The 16372-nt window shown below is 70.4% G+C and carries 12 protein-coding genes; 6 read left to right on the forward strand and 6 right to left on the reverse strand.

Translation table 11 applies throughout. The annotated features are described in order from the left end of the window. Window positions 1-30 precede the first annotated feature (30 nt). The 5 genes from C8E96_RS11160 (at window position 31) to C8E96_RS11180 (ending at window position 6237) form a co-directional block, all read left to right on the forward strand. Window positions 31-1164 carry an isochorismate synthase gene (locus C8E96_RS11160; RefSeq protein WP_091379079.1) on the forward strand — a complete coding sequence of 378 codons (1134 nt, stop codon included), beginning with the start codon at window positions 31-33 and terminating at the stop codon, window positions 1162-1164. A 138-nt stretch (window positions 1165-1302) separates the two neighbouring features. Further along, on the forward strand, window positions 1303-2511 hold the full coding sequence (locus C8E96_RS11165) for a PucR family transcriptional regulator (RefSeq protein WP_091379076.1): 1209 nt from the start codon (window positions 1303-1305) through the stop codon (window positions 2509-2511). 378 nt (window positions 2512-2889) lie between these two features. Further along, window positions 2890-3657, forward strand: a complete 768-nt coding sequence (locus C8E96_RS11170; protein ID WP_091379071.1) for a dolichyl-phosphate beta-glucosyltransferase — start codon at window positions 2890-2892, stop codon at window positions 3655-3657. Continuing rightward, on the forward strand, window positions 3658-5055 hold the full coding sequence (locus C8E96_RS11175; RefSeq protein WP_091379067.1) for a glycosyltransferase family 4 protein: 1398 nt from the start codon (window positions 3658-3660) through the stop codon (window positions 5053-5055). Window positions 5056-5196: 141 nt separating this feature from the next. After that, window positions 5197-6237, forward strand: coding sequence for a DUF3068 domain-containing protein (locus tag C8E96_RS11180; RefSeq protein ID WP_166657949.1), 1041 nt, complete (start codon window positions 5197-5199; stop codon window positions 6235-6237). A gap of 22 nt (window positions 6238-6259) precedes the next feature. Here C8E96_RS11180 and C8E96_RS11185 read toward each other — a convergent pair whose 3' ends face one another. The 4 genes from C8E96_RS11185 to C8E96_RS11200 form a co-directional block, all read right to left on the reverse strand. Next, window positions 6260-6964 carry a class I SAM-dependent methyltransferase gene (locus tag C8E96_RS11185; protein ID WP_091379507.1) on the reverse strand — a complete coding sequence of 235 codons (705 nt, stop codon included), beginning with the start codon at window positions 6962-6964 and terminating at the stop codon, window positions 6260-6262. 131 nt (window positions 6965-7095) lie between these two features. Then, on the reverse strand, window positions 7096-8112 hold the full coding sequence (locus C8E96_RS11190; protein WP_091379059.1) for a hypothetical protein: 1017 nt from the start codon (window positions 8110-8112) through the stop codon (window positions 7096-7098). 3 nt (window positions 8113-8115) lie between these two features. Next, entirely contained in the window at window positions 8116-8289 is a 174-nt protein-coding gene (locus tag C8E96_RS11195) for a DUF2613 family protein (RefSeq protein ID WP_133794346.1), read from the reverse strand. A gap of 4 nt (window positions 8290-8293) precedes the next feature. Continuing rightward, complete coding sequence (locus C8E96_RS11200) at window positions 8294-9931, reverse strand: hypothetical protein (protein WP_228770053.1); 1638 nt, start codon at window positions 9929-9931, stop codon at window positions 8294-8296. Between the two features lie 127 nt (window positions 9932-10058). Between C8E96_RS11200 and C8E96_RS11205 the strand changes: the two genes are divergently transcribed. Continuing rightward, window positions 10059-11288, forward strand: a complete 1230-nt coding sequence (locus C8E96_RS11205) for a lipopolysaccharide biosynthesis protein (protein ID WP_091379055.1) — start codon at window positions 10059-10061, stop codon at window positions 11286-11288. A 168-nt stretch (window positions 11289-11456) separates the two neighbouring features. Here the strand turns inward: C8E96_RS11205 and C8E96_RS11210 are convergent, their stop codons facing one another. Together C8E96_RS11210 and C8E96_RS11215 are read right to left on the reverse strand one after the other, a co-directional pair. After that, entirely contained in the window at window positions 11457-15581 is a 4125-nt protein-coding gene (locus tag C8E96_RS11210) for an alpha-(1->3)-arabinofuranosyltransferase (protein ID WP_091379050.1), read from the reverse strand. Between the two features lie 35 nt (window positions 15582-15616). Beyond that, window positions 15617-16363, reverse strand: a complete 747-nt coding sequence (locus C8E96_RS11215; protein WP_091379047.1) for a class I SAM-dependent methyltransferase — start codon at window positions 16361-16363, stop codon at window positions 15617-15619. Window positions 16364-16372 lie beyond the last annotated feature (9 nt).

Below are 16372 nucleotides of genomic sequence, written 5' to 3' on the forward strand. Positions count from 1 at the left end.
GGCGTGCCCCCGGCTGGGCATGATGGACGTGTGACAGCCGACGGACCGCCAGCGCTGGTCGAGGACTACCGGCCGGGTGATTTCCTGCTCGCCGGACCGTCGGCCACCTTGCTCGCCACCGGTTGCCAGGCTGTCGTCACCGAACCGGACCCCGACGAACTCGCGGCCCGGGTGGGAAAGCTGCTGCTCGACACGGCCGTGCCGGTCGCCGTCGGCGTCCTCCCGTTCGACACCGACGCCCAGCCCAGGCTGGTCATCCCCGCGGCGGTCCGCCGTGGCGGCCCTGCGTCCTCGCGGCCCGCCACGCCATGGACCCATGCGCCGCGCGTCACGCCGATTCCCGAACCCGCGGCCTACGTGCACGCCGTCGAGCAGGTCGTCCGCAGGCTGCGGAGTGATTCTGACCTGCGCAAAGTCGTCTTGGCGCGAGCCATCGAGCTCGAATTCGACGACGCCGTCGACATCGCCCGCCTGCTTCCCGGCCTCGCCGCGGCCAACCCGATCGGCTTCACCTACGCCGCCGACCTCGGTCCTGTTCTGGGTGGCCGCGCTCTCCTGGGCGCGAGCCCCGAACTGCTGCTCCGCCGCACCGGCGACCAGGTCGTGTCCAACCCCCTGGCCGGGTCGGTTCCCCGGGGTATCGACGCGGTCGCCGACGAAAAGGTCGCGGCCGCGCTGCTGGCCTCGGCCAAGGACCAGGGCGAACACCGTGTGGTCGTGGAGGCCGTGGTCGAGGTGCTGCGGCCCTTCTGCAGGCGGCTGACCGTCCCGGCGACACCGTCGCTGGTCAAGACGCCGACCGTGTGGCACCTGTCGACTCGCATCACCGGTGAGCTCATCGACCCGGACGTGTCGGCGCTGCGGCTGGCCGCGGCCCTGCACCCGACGCCCGCCGTCTGTGGGACGCCGACCGCGGCGGCCCGTGCGGTCATCGCCGAACACGAGCCGTTCGACCGCGGTTTCTACAGTGGCGTGGTCGGCTGGTGCGACGCCGCGGGCGACGGCGAGTGGGTCGTGGCCATCCGCTGCGCGGAGGTCGAGGCGGCTCGGATGCGGCTGTTCGCGGGGGCGGGGATCATGCCGGACTCCGTGCCCGCCGCGGAACTGGCCGAGACCGACGCCAAGTTCCGCACGCTGCTGGCCGCGCTCGGCGTGACCCTCTGACCTGCGAAGATCATCGCGTAACCGGTCCCGAACGGCGTCGTTGAACCCGATGACGCCCGCGGTCACGAATTGGTACCCGTGGGTAATCTGAACTTCGTTCGGTATTCATAACGGCCGGCGAAGGCTACAGTCGTGCCCGTGGGAGCCCCGACGTTAGCGTCGCCGCTGCCTCCCGAGCTGCTCGATTTGGCGCGACAGCTGCTGGCGAGGCTGCCGGAACTTGCCTCCGAACTGGCCGCCCTCCTCAGTGAGAAAGAGGAGTTCTACCGCCGGGTGAACGTCACCGCGCCCGACGAACTGCGCAAGGTGTGCGAGGTCAACCTGCGCAACGCCTTCACCGCGTTCATCGAGGGCAGGGACGCCTCCGTCGAGGCCGTCCGCAAGACCGGGCTCGCGCAGGCCAAGCAGGGTATTCCGCTCTCGGCGGTGCTGCGCGCGTTCCGGATCGCGGGCACCTTCACCTACGAGACGCTGATGGAGCGGGCCATCCCGCCCGGCATCATCACCCCGGAACAGCTGCTGCCGGTCAGCACGACCGTGTGGCGCATCATCGACAGCTATTCGGCGGTCATCACCGCCGCCTACAGCGAGTTCGAGGCGCACTCGGCGCGCTACGACGAGAAGGCCCGGCTTGGGCTCATCGACGGGCTGCTCGACGGCCGGTTCACCAAGCAGGCCGAGCTGGACGACGCGGCGAAGGCGCTGAACCTGCCGCAGGCGGGGACGTTCGTGGTCGTGTTCAGCGACCGGACCCCCGGCGCCGAGCGGTCCGCCGCGCTGGTCGACCCCCGGCGATGGCGGATGGTGTGGCGCAGCCTGCCCGAAGCCGAGATCGGCATCGTCGCCGTCGAGCGGGCCACCGACCTGCGGGCGCTGCGCGAAGCCCTCGACAGCTCGGGTCACGGCATCGGCATGAGCCCACCCGTGTCCGGGCTGCGGCGGATCCCGGCGGCGCTGCGCCGCGCGCGGATCGCCCGGCGCTGCCTGGCCGCGGGTGAGACCGGTGTTGTCGGGTTCGGCGACCAGCCGCTCACCACGCTGGTCGCGGGCAGCCGCGAACTGGCCAGGGAACTGGCCCGCGAGGTGCTTTCCGGAGTGCTGGAGCTGCCGAAGGCGGAGCAGGACGTGCTCCTCAAGACGCTGCACGCCTGGTACGCCGAGGGTGGCTCGGCGAAATCGACCGCGGCCCGGCTTTTCGTCCATCCGAATACCGTGCGCTACCGCATTCGCCGGATTCAGGAGCTCACCAAGCGTGACCTCGCCGACCCGCGCAGCATCGCTGAGCTTTACGCCTCGGTGGAGACCGCCCGGCTCGATCCGACACTTGGCGCAGCGGCTGACGCCTGAACGGTCCAGACCATTCGTCGGTAAATCACTTTGCGCGATGCGCTGAATTCGCACTGTACGCGCGCGCCGTCGGCTCGACCCGTGCTCGGGTCAACGATTTGCGATGAAACGCGTTGTGCCGTCTTGTTCCGTGCAACAGTCTTGTTTGTAGATATAGGCCATTTAGTCCAACCGAATTGGACTGAATGGCCTTATCCGACTGACCTGAATCAACCTTCGACTCCTACTGTGACCCCCGTCACCAAATTGACCTGGCGGGTGCGGCACTACCGTTGGGTAACTTCGCGGCGGATGTGACCCCGGTCTCACTCTAGGAGGACCTTTGCGAGCCGTTCCCGGTTCAACCAGGCGCTCCATGGCCAACTCGGGGGATGCCCGATGACGACCCTGCTCTCAGTCGTCGTGCCGGTCCTCAACGAGGAACGGCGTCTCCCCGCCACCCTGGTCGGCCTGGCCTACGCGCTGCGCGGATTCTCCCGTCGCACCGAGATCGTCGTGGTCGACAACGGCAGCACCGATCGCAGCGCCGAGATCGTGCGCGCTCACCGTGCCGGGCCGGTGCCGATCCGGATCATCGACTGCGCCGAGCGCGGCAAGGGTGCCGCCGTCCGCGCGGGCGTGCTCGCGACCGACAGCGCCTTCGTCGGGTTCTGCGACGCCGACCTGGCCACCAACATGGACGCGCTGACGCCGACGCTGGACTGTCTCTATGGGGGCGTCAATGTCGTGGTCGGGTCGCGTGCGCACCCGATGTCGGACGTCCGCGCCCGGCACAGCATGGTCCGGCAGGTCGGCGCGTGGGCGTTCCGGCGCGCGGTCGGCTCGCTGGTGCCCAACGTCGGCGACACCCAGTGCGGCTTCAAGTTCTTCGACCGGGACACCGCGGAAAGGATCTTCCTTCCGCTGCGCACCACCGGTTTCGCGTTCGACGTCGAGCTGCTCGCCCGGGCCCGGCGCTCCGGCGCGGTGATCGCCGAGCTGCCGGTCCGCTGGACCGACGTTCCCGGTTCGACGTTCAGCCCGATGCGCGACGGCTACCGCAGTTTCGCCGCTCTGCGCGAGATCCGGGAGCTGCTCGACCGTGAGGCGCGCGTTCCCGTGCGCCGGGTCATCACCGCCGACGCGGCGATCGCGGAGGTCGCTTAGGTGGCTGACGCGCTCAAGTCCTTGCGCGGTGCGCGGGTCGTGGTCGTCAACTGGCGCGACCGCGGGCACGGTCTCGCGGGCGGGGCCGAGGAGTACGCCGTGCGGGTCGCCGAGGCGATGGCCCGCGCGGGCGCGTCGGTCACCTTCCTGACCGCCCGCGACGAGGGGCAGACCCCGGGCGAGCACTCCGACACGCTCACCACAGTGCGCCGCGGCGGGCAGTGGACGGTCTACCTGTGGGCGCTGCTGTGGTTGCTGCGCAACCGAAGGCGGGTCGACGTGGTGGTCGACTGCCAGAACGGCATCCCGTTCTTCAGCCCGCTGGTTCTCCCAAGGCGCACCCGGGTCGTGCTGCTGATGCACCACGTCCACGACGCGCAGTTCGCCGTGCACTTCCCGCCGTGGCTGGCCGCGGTCGGCCGGTGGCTGGAAGGTCCGGCCGCCCGCCGGGTCTACCGCGACGCCGTCACGGTCGCGGTGTCGCCGTCGACCGTGCACGCGATGCGCGCCCGGCTCGGCTGGACCGGACCGGTGTACGTGGTGCCCAACGGAATGGACCAGGCGCCGAAGTCACGGGTCGAGCGCGAACCCGAACCGACGCTGGTGTGTCTGGGCAGGCTGGTGACGCACAAGCGCGTCGACCGTCTCATCAGGACAGTCGAGGAGCTCGCCGAGCGCTGGCCGACGCTGAAGCTGCACATCGTCGGTGGTGGGCCGGAAGAGCAGGCCCTGCGGGCGCTCGCCGCCCGCCTCGACGGCGCCGTCGAAGTGCACGGGTACGTCGACAGCGCCACGAAATCGGCTCTGCTGGGCCGTTCCTGGCTCAACGTCACCCTGTCGGACGGCGAGGGCTGGGGACTGGCGGTGGTCGAGGCGGCCGCGCACGGCGTGCCCACGCTCTGCCGCGACGTCGACGGGCTGCGCGACTCGGTGCGCCACGGCGACACGGGCTGGCTCGTCCCGAACGGCGCGGACCTCGCCCAAGCCGTCGACCGGGTGCTCACCGATCTCGCCGATCCGGCCCGCGCCGAGGCGGTGGCCAAGGCGTGTCAGGACTGGGCGACCAGGTTCGACTGGGCCGCGACCGGAGAGCGATTCACCGCTCTCGTGGCCGCATTGCGCGCCGGTTTGAAGATCGGCGAATGGCAGCCGGGAATGCCTGAGGCGATCATCGCGGAATTTCCCGCCGACACCGAACCGCATCAGCCGACCTCGGTCGGAACGCGGTCCGGGGCAGCCGGAGTCGACCAGTGGACATTGGTCGAGCAATGCCATGGCGGCGACCTGCTCGCCGAGCTCGAACGTGCTGGTCGGGCTGGTGTGACGGTCCGGGCGGCGGCCGACGCGGAGCGACTGCTCGGCGGATCTCTGCGAAATCCGCGGGAAGGTGCGACATGAGGCCCGGAACGTAACGGATTGGCCGGATCGGCCATTCAGCAGTGTCGCGAACAGCCTTCCACGACGTACATTCCGCAGGTATTACCGCCGAGTAAGAAATAGTTGTCGACCGTTTCACGGTCAGGAATACAGGAGGACCCTTTGCGTCGCGTCATCACCTTCGTCCTGCTCGGTCTGGGGGTGTTCGCGGTTGCCACCGGCCTGTTGCTGAAGCTCTACGCCTACCCCAGGCTGGCCAAGGTTCCGCACAACATCGACGCCAAATCCGTCGCGCAGGGAAGTGGCATCACCGCGCTCATCTACGTGCCCAACGGCTCGTCCGTGAAGCCTGAGATCCGCGAGAACCTGAGCCTGACCTCGACCACGAAGGTCACCGGCGACCTCAGCCAGCCGGAGGTCACGCGCGACGGCGACGTCACCTCATGGGTCGAGTCGTCCATCGTCAAGGACGACGCGAGCAAGCTGACGGTCACCGCGGGCCTGCGCCGGATCTGCCTGGACCGGCACACCGGCGAAGCCGTCGTGCCGTGCGAAGGCCAGTACTACGAGGATGAACTCGACAAGCGCGTCACCGCGGGCCGCGGGGACCTGCAGCAGCCGGGGCTGAACTTCAAGTTCCCGTTCGGCACCGAGCAGCGCACGTACAAGTGGTACGACACCGAGGTCAAGGAGGCTGTCGACGCGAAGTTCGAAGGCGTCGAACAGATCAAGGGCCTTGAGGTCTACCGGTTCGCACTGAGCGTGCCGCCGACGAAGATCTCCGAGCGCGAGGTCCCCGGCAGCCTGATCGGCCGCGACGGCGAGCCCAAGGTGAAGGTCGACCTGTACTACGAGGCCAGCCGCACCCTGTGGGTCGAGCCGACGACCGGCGCGATCGTCTCCGGTCGTCAGGACGGCAAGCAGGAACTGCGCACGCCGGATCAGCAGGCGGGCGAAGGCACCTACGTGTTCAACGGGACGCTGCAGCTCAACGACGAGACGGTCAGCAAGAACGCGGCGGAGGCAGAGAAGAACCTGTCCAAGCTGTTCGCGATCACGACGCTGCCGACGATCCTGTGGATCTCCGGCGCCGTGCTCATCCTGGTCGCGCTGGCGATGCTGTTGCTCGCCCGCGGCCCGCAACCGGCTCGCGGGCTCGGCAACCCGCCGACCCGGCGGCAGGGCGTCGGCGCGGGAGTCTGAAAAGGACGGACGGGGACGCCCCTCAGGCGTCCCCGTTCTTTCGCAGGACGAGCACCAGGTTCCAGGACGCGACCTCACGCAGGCCGGGCACGCGCACGATCCACGTCGCCCACGACGGGTGGTAGCGGGGGAACGCCCGGACCAGCGTCGCCTCCTCGCACTGCTTCGCCCACTTGATCGCCGCGCCGATGGAGAATGCGAACAGGCTCTCGCCGAACTTGTTCTTGGGCTCTTCGCCATTCTTCTCGGTGAATCGGCGGCGCGCGTAATGTCCGCCGAGGAAATGCCAAGGCGACGTCTCATGGCCACCCCATGGCGAATACCACGGGGTGAACGACATGAAGACCGTGCCGCCGGGCTTGGTCACCCGGACCATCTCGTCGAGCATCACGTGCGGCGTCGGGACGTGTTCGAGGACATTGGACGAATAGCAGATGTCGACCGACCCGGTGCGCACCGGCAACTCGGTGCCGCTGGCCCGGATCATGTTCTCACCATGCTGCCCACGTGCGGAAAGTTCGCCGACGTCGGGGTCGAGACCCAGGTAGTGGGCGCCCGCGGCGCGGAAGGCGTCGGAGAAGTAGCCCGGCCCGCCGCCCACGTCGAGGATGATCCTGCCGTCGAGATCGGCGTAGGAGTTCACCTGGCGGGCGGAATCCTCGGCGAGCGTCTGATAGAAGGTGTCGCGGTCGGTCTGTTCATTTCGGAATGCCTTGAACAGGCGCACGGACCGGTCCAGCGTCGCGGAGAACGGGAGGGTGTTCGTCATCGATAACGACGTCCTTCGGTGCGGACCGACAATAGGCTTGATGATACCGGGAAATACCGAGAAGTAGCCAAAATCGGTTCGAGAAACCGTCAGTCTCCGCGCAGTTCGGTGACCAGATCGGCCAGCAGTGTGCCCGCGGCCTCGGTGTCGAAGTCGCGGGCACGCACGCGCACGGTGATCGTCGTCGTGTCCGCCACGGTGACCGCGCCGAACGCGACCGCGGAGCGGCCGCTCGCCGCGGGGTGGAAGGCCAGTGTGCGCACGACGTCCGAAGTGGACACGGCGCCCAGGTTGGACACCAGGAAGCTCGATCCGAGACGGTTGGCGAGCAACCGGGTGCCCAGCGTGGTGAGCAATCCGGGAGAGTCGGGAAATTGCGGCTCCGGCGCCTGTTCGGCCAGCGCCTGACTGATGTGCCGCTGGTCGGTGGTTTCCAGTGGCAGGCGCAGGAAAGCGCTCTCGTCGCGGGGCTCGATGTCGTTCCCGCCGCGCCGGGAGACGCCGACGGCGGCGACGAGCCGGGCCGCGCCCGCGTCGTGGCGCTGGTTCCACGCCGTCACGGCGGTGGCCGCGGCGGCGGTGAGTTTGCTTGTGCCTGCCCGAATCCGCGGTTCGTGGCGGGTCAACAGCAGCTCACCGGGCTCCTGTCCGCGCACGCTCGGCTCGACCCTCGCGGGTGGGTGGAGCAGCGCCTCGGTGACGCGGCGGGCGGCTGAACGGAGGAAGGACTCGCCCGCGGGACGGTCGGCGACACCGACCGCGCCGGAGGTCACCGGGATGTCGAGAGCCGCGCCGAGCAGGGCGAGCAGGCCGAGCCCGTCGCACGCGCCGTGATGGGCGGCGATGAGCAGCTCATGTGGGCCTACCGCGGCCCTGACCAGGGAATCATCTGGCGCGTAAGGGGTTTCCGCGAACTGGTGGCGCAGGTCGTCGAGCGACTCCGCCTCGGCCACGTCCGGTGTCGGGCCGAGGTGGGGGAAGCGGGCGCCCACCTCGTCGAGGCCGCGCCGGACCGCCGCCGGATCGGGCTGGGAAGCCAGGTCGGCGTGCAGCAGGATGCTCCAGCTGACCGTCGGATCACCGAAGCCCGACGTGGCCGCGCCCACCGGTCAGGGGGTGCCGTAGTTGACGACGCCGTTGTCCCCGTTGCCCTTCGGCCGGTCGCGCAGGTCCAGCTTGCTCTCGCTGTCGGGGCTCGCGGCGCTGGTGACCCCGAACGTGACGCCGGTGGCCAGGCCGAGACCGACCATTACCGCCACCAGTGCTCCAACGATCTTGCCCACCTGATTACTCCTCGCGCCGGGTCAGTCCGCTCAATCTACCGGTCGGTAACGCCAGCCACAACCAGCTCAGAGTCACGATCAGCAACGCGCTGAAGTCGGCCAGCAGCACGGGAAACCGCATTGGGCCGACTGCCGTAGCGGTGTCCACCGGACCGGGCACCCGGTACAGGGTCAACCACTCTCCGCGGTACTGCTCCGCCAGTGGCTCAAGGACTTCCGGGTCGACCACGCCCGGCGTGCCGTGTTCGACCAGGACCCAGCCGATGCCGACCGCGCCGAGGTCGCCGTGCGCGGCAAGGGTTTCGCGGATCGGCGGGAGCCTGGTGTCCTCACCCGCCACCGGACGGCCGCCTACGTAGACCGTGTCGTCGATGACTGTCGTCTTGGGCAGAATCCTTGGTGCGGGGTCGAGTTGGGTTCGGTGGTCGTTCCAGCCGAACCGCCGGAAGGTCGACAGCGGCAGCGTCAGCACGTCCCCGGGCCGGTCGTCGGTCAGCAGAATGCCGCGAACTTCGGCCCAGTCCTGCGGATAGTGGACTGTCTCGAGTCGACCGAAACCGGCGAAAGCCAGGTCCGGCATGGAGATCACCGGCAGCAGCGCGGCCGCGGCGAGCGCGGCGAGACGTCCGCGAGGCAGGTGGCGCACCGCCTGCTCGGTGGCGACCGCGAACCCCAGGGCCAGCGGGAGAGCCCACCAGGCCACCCATTTCTGGGCGTCCCGCAGGAGTCCCGCGCCCGGGATCTCGCTGACCGCCCAGCGCAGGAGTTCGGCGCCGACCGGGATCGTGCCCAGCACGGCGAGGAACACGCCGAGGGCGCCGAGTCCGAGGATCGCGACGGCGGGTTCCCAGCGGCGGGCCAACTCGCGGCACCCGAGCAGAGCTATGACAGTCACGGCGATGGTGAGGATCGGGACCAGCGGGAGTGCCCGGCTCGCGGGGACGACCTCGCTGTTCCAGTACCCGCCGAGCCCCAGCACACTGGTGACCGCGCCGCCCCAATTCTCCGCGCGCGCGTCGAACAGCGCCACGGCGTCCGGTGAGGACACCCCGGGCCGCAGGATCGACGGCACCCACCACGGCGCGTTCAGCACGATGACCGCGGCGAGCGTCGGCAGGGCGCGGCGCCACCCGGCGGCGGCGAAAGCCGTTCCGGCGGCGAGAAGTCCGCCCGACGGGGTCAACACGGCGGGCGCGGACCAGGCGACCAGCCGCACCCACGCCTTGGGTTCGCCGCGGCGCAGCGCGAGCCCGGCCGCGGCGATCCACGGCAGGCAGGCGTAGGCCAGCAGGTACGGCCAGTGGCCCATGAACAGGCGCTCGGCGAGGTAGGCGGTCCAGCCGTAGCCGACGGCGGCGACGAGCCGCACGCCGGTGGACTCGGTCGGCACCAGCCTGCCCGCGCCGAGGGGGCCGAGGAAGAACGAGAGGAACAGGATCAGCTTCTGGACGACGTCGCCCGCGAGCACGTGGGTGAGGGCCGCGATCACCGCGTCGGCGGGGACCGAGCGGGCGGGGGCGGAGCCGAGGCCGAGGCTGTCGGGCACCAGCGGCTGGGTCGGGCTGAACACCATGTCGTAGTTCAGGACGAACCCGGCGCCGAGCAGCGGACCGACGATGACCAGCGATAACAGCGCGCTCACCGTCGGTAGGGCCGACCGGCGCAGCCACGTTGGACCGTTCAGACCTGGATCGGTCACGCCTGTTCTCCAAGGGTTTCGGCCGCTAGAGTCTCCTAAATTACCGGCAGGTAACCAGAAGGGCGCGCCCTTGACGGTCAACGGTTCGAGTGAGGCTACGCCCGCCCTCGGGCGCGGCAGATTCGACGCCGTGCTGGTCGCGGGTGCGCTCGGGGTCAACAACGTCGCCAGCTACCTGCTCACCCTCGTGGCGGCGCGGCTGCTCGTTCCCGCGGCGTTCGGTGAACTCGGCTCCCTGCTCGCGGTCCTGGTCATCGGCGCGGTCCCGGCCTTGGGCCTGCAGACTGTCGTGGCGCTGCGGGTGGCCGGTGACACGTCGCCCGGGCCGCCGGGTCCGCTGACGGCGCTGGGATTCGGCACGAGTGTGTCGATCATGGTCGTCGCCTTGCTGAGCACGCCGCTGTTCGTCTGGCTGCTGCACCTCGACGGCCCCGGCGCGATGCTGTTCCTCGCGCTGGCGCTCGGACCCATCACGCTCAACGGTCTCTGGTACGGCACTCTCCAAGGCGCCCAACGCTTCGGCACGATGTCGCGGCTGGTGGTGACCGAGGGCGCGGGCCGGATCGGTGGCACGCTGGTGGGTCTGATGATCACGCGAACGCCCACGGGCGCACTGGCGGGGGCGGCGGCGGGCGCGGTGGTGGTGGCGTTCGTCGGCTGGCTGATCTGTGGAAAGCCCCGACCCACCCGGCTCGACATCGCCCATGTGCGCGACGTGCTGCACGCGGCGCAGGCGTTGCTCGCGTTGGTGCTGCTGGTGAATCTCGACCTGGTGTTGGCTCGGCACACGCTGCCCGAGGACGTGGCGGGCGCGTACGCGGTGGGGGCGGTGCTCACGAAGATCGCCTACTGGCTGCCCTACGCCATCGCGATCGTCGTGCTGCCCAAGTTGGCCAGCGATGAGGGCAGACGGCGGGTGATTCCGCTGGCACTGGGGCTGTGCGCGGTGCTCAACGTGATCGTGGTGGGCGGTTCCGCGTTGTTCGGCGAGCTTGGCGTGCGGCTGATCGGTGGGGCGAAGTACGCCTCCAGTGTGGTGCCGCTGTGGGAGTTCGCGCTGGTGGGGTCCTTGTTGTCGCTGGTGCAGATCCTGTTGTTCTCAAGAATCGCGAGCGCTGACCGGCGGTCCACCGTGTTGACGTGGGTGGCTGTCCTGGTGGAGATCGGGTTGGTTTTGGTCTGGCTCAACGGGTCTTTGACCAACGTGGTGACCGCGGCGGTGATCGCGACCGGGGCACTGGCCGTGGCGGGCGCTGTGGTGGAGTTGCGCTCCCGGCGCGTTCCGGTCGCGGTGGCTTGATTCGCAATCGTGGGCCTTGCCCAAGATGGCGATTGGAGCCGCGCGGTGGCGGGTGCGGCCGTCGAACCGCACTCCCGCCGAGTTCGACATTCGAGCTCGTGAATGTCGAACTCGCTTGCCGGAGCGGGCGACTCGTTTGCCTGGCGGGGCGACTCGCGAGCGTTGGGGTTAGGGCTGGTCGGGGGCAGGCTCCGGTGCGGTGGGGGACGCGTGCTTGGGCGGGGCGTCGGGATCCTTGTCGAAGTAAGGGATTCTGGCCGCCACGACCGCGGCGATCGCGACGAGGATGGCGCCCTGGGCTGTGGCGCCGTAGGCCCATTCCTGGCCGTGGTCGAGCAGTCTGCCGAGGACCGCGGTGACCGTGGCCACCGTCATCCCCGCCGCCGCCAACGCCATCGAGATCGCGCGCCGGTAGGTGGGGAACAGGCTTCGCAGCAGCAGGCAGGCGATCAGCAGGACCACCGCGAGCATGCCGCCCATCGTCGCCAGCAGGGCGATCAGGGCGACCGGAACCCAGCGTTCGCCCGCGGGCGCCGACGACAGCTCCGTGCGGCGTCGGGACGGGAGCAGGACCAGGGCGATCAAGCCCAGCACGGCGACCAGGCCGATCAGGAGGCGCAGGCGGTAGGAGGTGTCGGGGGCGAAGGTCAGGTTCACCGTCACCGGGCCGCCCTCGGGCAGGACCCACGCCTGCTGCCAGCCGTCGACCCTGGTCCGGGGGAGTGGCTGTCCGTCCACTGTGGCTTTCCAGCCGTCGTTGGCGTTCTCCGGAACCGCGAGCACGGCCTTCGGGCCCGCGGCGACGGTCAGCGAGCGGGAGGCCGCTTCCCAGGACTTGATCTCCACCGCACGCGCACTGGGCGGCGGTGACGACATCCCCACCGGGGTCAGCCACAGGTCTTGGACGAGGAAGCTGTCCGACCGGTCGGTGCGCACCTCGTGTTCGTCCGCGCGCAGGTCGACGCCGCCCGCCAGGTCGGCACACGTGCCCAGGGGGAGGGCGCGGTGGTTGTTGAGGTCGTCGAGGGTGCCGGAAACCGTTGTGGCGTAGTCGAACTGGTCGATCCGCAGGCTCGGGCCCGACCCGCAGGGAATCGTGAAGGGCGTGTCGGCGCCGATCCTCGGCAGGTTCGCGCCCGCCAGGGTGACGGTGCTGATGCCGGTGGGCTTGGCCCGTCCCTCCTCGCGGCCGCGGGTGATCTTGATGTTCACCCGGTCCGTGGTGCCGTGAAAGTCCACGGTGCCGTCGGTGAACACCGGCAGCCGCACGGTCCCGGCGGCGCTCTGGATCTCCACTTCGGACGGTGGGGTGGCGCCGGAGTCGGGGTGGGTGCTCAGGGTCAGGCCGGTGATGGCGGTCTGCTTGTCCCACTTCAGCCGCAGGACCGGGTTCAGGTCGGTGTAGTCGGCGATCCACGTCGTCGCGGGGTCGTCGTCGATGGCGGCCAAGGGGCCCGCCGCCGGGTCGCCCGCGAGCTGGGTGGACGCGGACACGTCCAGGCCGGGGACCTGGATCGGGGCCCGGGCGCCCGCGGCGGGCAGGACCCGGCCGGAGACGGTGTAGGTGGCGTCGGTCGACGTGCGGAACAGCCGGTGCACGCCGTCCGGCTCCTCGCCGAACCGGGTCAGGCCGGAGTCGCAGCGGGTCTTGGCCTCCTCGCGCACGCACGAGTAGCTGGGCAACGCGCCTCGGGTGAACGCGAAAGCGGTGCGCTGGTCGGCCTTCGGTGCGACGTCCGCCGGGACCCGCAGGGCGCGTTGGGCTTCGACGCCGGGAATGCCGATCTCGGCGATGCCGACGTTGCCGGTGGTCCGGTCCGCCGCGACGCCCAGGATGGTGACGCGCACGGTGCTGGTGAGCCCAGGGGCGACGGTGAACAGCTGCGCGTCCTGACCGCGTTCGACGTCGCGGGTCACCGACCCCTTGTCGGTGGTGATCTGGACCCGGGTGACCGGCCAGCCCAGGCGGGAGTCGTCGACGACGCGCAGCTCGATCCGGTCGACCATGCGCGGGGTGTCGAGTTCGACCTCCAGCCACTGGCCCGTGGGGCCACGCAGGCTGGAGGACTGCCAGGCGGTGTACGGGTCGCCGTCGATCGCGGCGAACGGCATCGACGACGGGTCGGACCCGCGGACCGCGTCGGCGAAGCTGGCCGCCGAGGACGCCGTGACGCCGCGAATCCCGCGGTAGGTGGCCAGGGTCCGGTGCTCGATGCCCTCGAACGGCACCACGTCGATCGCGGGCCGCACCTGTCGGGCCTTCTCGTCCTCGGTCAGTGTCTGGCTCAGGTTGTCGCGCACCCGGCCGACATTGCGCTCGCGGTAGCGCAGGCCGTCGGTGACCAGCCAGTCCCGCGCGTCGGGCGCGCCGCCGTCGCCCGCCATGACCGTCGGCCGGGTCGGGTCGAGCAGGCCTGCGTCGAGCAGCGGCAGCAATGACTCGGGGCCGCCGCTGACCGTGGCGACCTGGTCGCTGGGCACGGCGACCGCGAGCGGCACGGCCCGCTTGACCTCGTAGACCTCGATGGCCCGCGCCGCGGGTGCGTGCTCGTCGATGCCGCCCGCGCCCGCGCGCACCTCCGGGCCGAACCCGGCGACCTTCTCGATCCCCGGTGAGCCGCGCAGCGCCGAACGCAGCATCGACAGCGGCGGCGCGCCCGTGGCGTCCCGGTCGATGTCGTTGCGCAGCAACAGGAACCGGTGGCCGGACCGGGCCAGGAAGTCGGCCAGCCCCGGCGCGCCGCGGCCGTCGGCCAGGGCGTCCTCCACGGCGTCCATCAGCCGGGTGTTGCCCTCGGAGCCGAGCGGGATCTGGCTGCGCAGCGCCCACGGCGATCGGGCCAGCGACTGCGCGGGCTCGTCGATCGTCCGGCCCCAGGTGTACTCGCCGAACCCGGTGCCCGGAATGAGCAGCGTCCGCGCGTCCTTGTCCTCCTCGGCGAGCCAGGTCATCGCCGTGCGCCAGTAGTCCGGCACCTCGTCCCAGCCCGGACCGGGCCGCAGGGTGAACAGCCACGCGGGGGCCGCGGTGATCAGGACCAGCAGGAACCCCACGGCGAGCCGCGCGCGGGTCGCCCACAGCCCGGATGCCTTGCGGGCCAGGCCGGGCAGCCGCCCGGAGATCGCGTGCATGAAGCCGAGCACCAGCGGCAGCCGCAGACCGGGTTCGAACTTGTGCACGTTGCGCAGCGGCGCGAGCGGGCCGTCGAGCAGGGCCCGGACCGACTCGGAGAACGGGCTGTCGAGGGTGCCGACGTAGCCGATGGTCAGGAAGGTGACGCCGGCGACGACGCCGAGGGTGAGGAACAGCCGCTCCGGCAGCCGCGACCGGACCAGCCCGAGCAGCCCGATCGCGGCGACCACACCGGTGGCCAGCATCAGGATCGGGTTGTCGATCAGCATGAACCCCGACGGCCACCACGGCGTGCCCTGCACGACGTAGGCGACCCACTGGTTCGTCCCGCGCAGCACCTGGAACAGCGAGGTCGGCGTGGTCGTGTTGGTCGCCGACTCGACGTAGTCGACGAACGGGAGGCTGTACTCGCCGAGCAGGGCCAGCGGCAGGAACCACCACAGGACCGCCAGGACGACGCAGCCGAACCACCACAGCACCAGCCGCACGTGCTCGCGGGTCCACTGCCGGGTCAGCAGCCACAGCCCGGGCAGCACCAGGGCGAGGACCACGACCGCGCCGTTGACCCCGCCCATGCAGACGATCGCCAGCGCCGAGAGCCCGGCGGCGCGCCGGGGCGAGCCGATCCGCTCGACCCGGATCAGCGGCAGCAGCACCCACGGCAGCATGACCGCGGCGAGCATCTCCGCCGACAGCGGACCGATCTCGGTGAGCATCCGCGGCGCCAGCGCGTAGGCCAGCGCGCCGAGGTACCGCGCGGGCTCGGTGCCGATGCGCAGGGCACGGGCCACGGCGAGGACACCGCCGAAAGCCAGGCACAGCAGCAAACCGCACCACAGCCGCTGCACGACCCACGGCGGCAGCCCGACGGCCTGGCCCAGCGCGAAGAACGGGCCCATCGGGAACAGGTAGCCGTAGGCCTGGTTCTGCAGTTCGCCGCCGGTCGCGGCCGGGTTCCACAGGTGCAGCGCCCGGCCGAGGAACGCGATCGGGTCGACGGCGAGGTCGAGCTTGGTGTCGAACGTGCTCCGGCCGGGCCGCTGCAGGAAGGACAGCAGCATCAGGGCGGCCATCACCCACGCGGTGAGGCTGCGCGGCAGACCGGCCAGCCACGCGCGGATCCGCGCCGGCCGACCGTCGGTCGTTTCCCGCGTGCTCATCGGAGGGATGTTAGGCCGAACCGCCTGCTCAGTGCTCAGTCGTGCCGCCCCAGCTTGCGGATTACGTAGCGGCTGGACTGCCAGTGGGTCTCCGGCTCATCGGTGGTGATCGCGGCGACGACCTCCGCGCCGTGCATTGACACCACGGCCGCGACCTTGGCGGGCGGCAGCGCGGTCATCCGCATCGGCGCGGGGTAGCGCAGCACGAGCTTCTGGCCGAGCCGGACCATCCGGTACGGCGCGAGCCGCCAGATCGTGCCCTTGAGTGTCCACAGCGGACGGGTCGTGCACTGCAGCACGGCCACCGCGCCCGGCCGCAGCACCCGGACGAACTCGCCCAGGTAGTCGGCGATGACCTTGGCGGGCAGGTGCTGCAGGACCAGCTCCGAGTACACCAGGTCGAAGCTGTTGCTGGTGAACACGTGCAGGTCGGGCACCTCGTTGAGGACGAACTGGCACTTGCCGTCGGAACGGTCGAGCGCGCGGGCGGTCTCCAGCATCGGCACCGACACGTCCACGCCGACCACCTCGTCGGCGTACTCGGCCAGTGCCTGCGAGAGCCTGCCCGCGCCGCAGCCGAAGTCGAGCACCCGCGACCACTTGGTCGGCAGGCCCAGCCCGTGCAGCCAGTCGCGGGCCCGGGCGACGTCGCGTCTGCCCAGTTCCAGGAAGTCGTCGACCTCCCAGCGGCCGCCGCGCTTGTCGGTGGCGACGTGCACCGCCCACAGCGGGTCCTGCGCGCCCAACTCGGTCCAGTCGCGTTTGACCTCTTCGAAACTCAATGTCCGTCC

The organism is Actinokineospora alba, assembly GCF_004362515.1.
Classification (GTDB): domain Bacteria; phylum Actinomycetota; class Actinomycetes; order Mycobacteriales; family Pseudonocardiaceae; genus Actinokineospora; species Actinokineospora alba.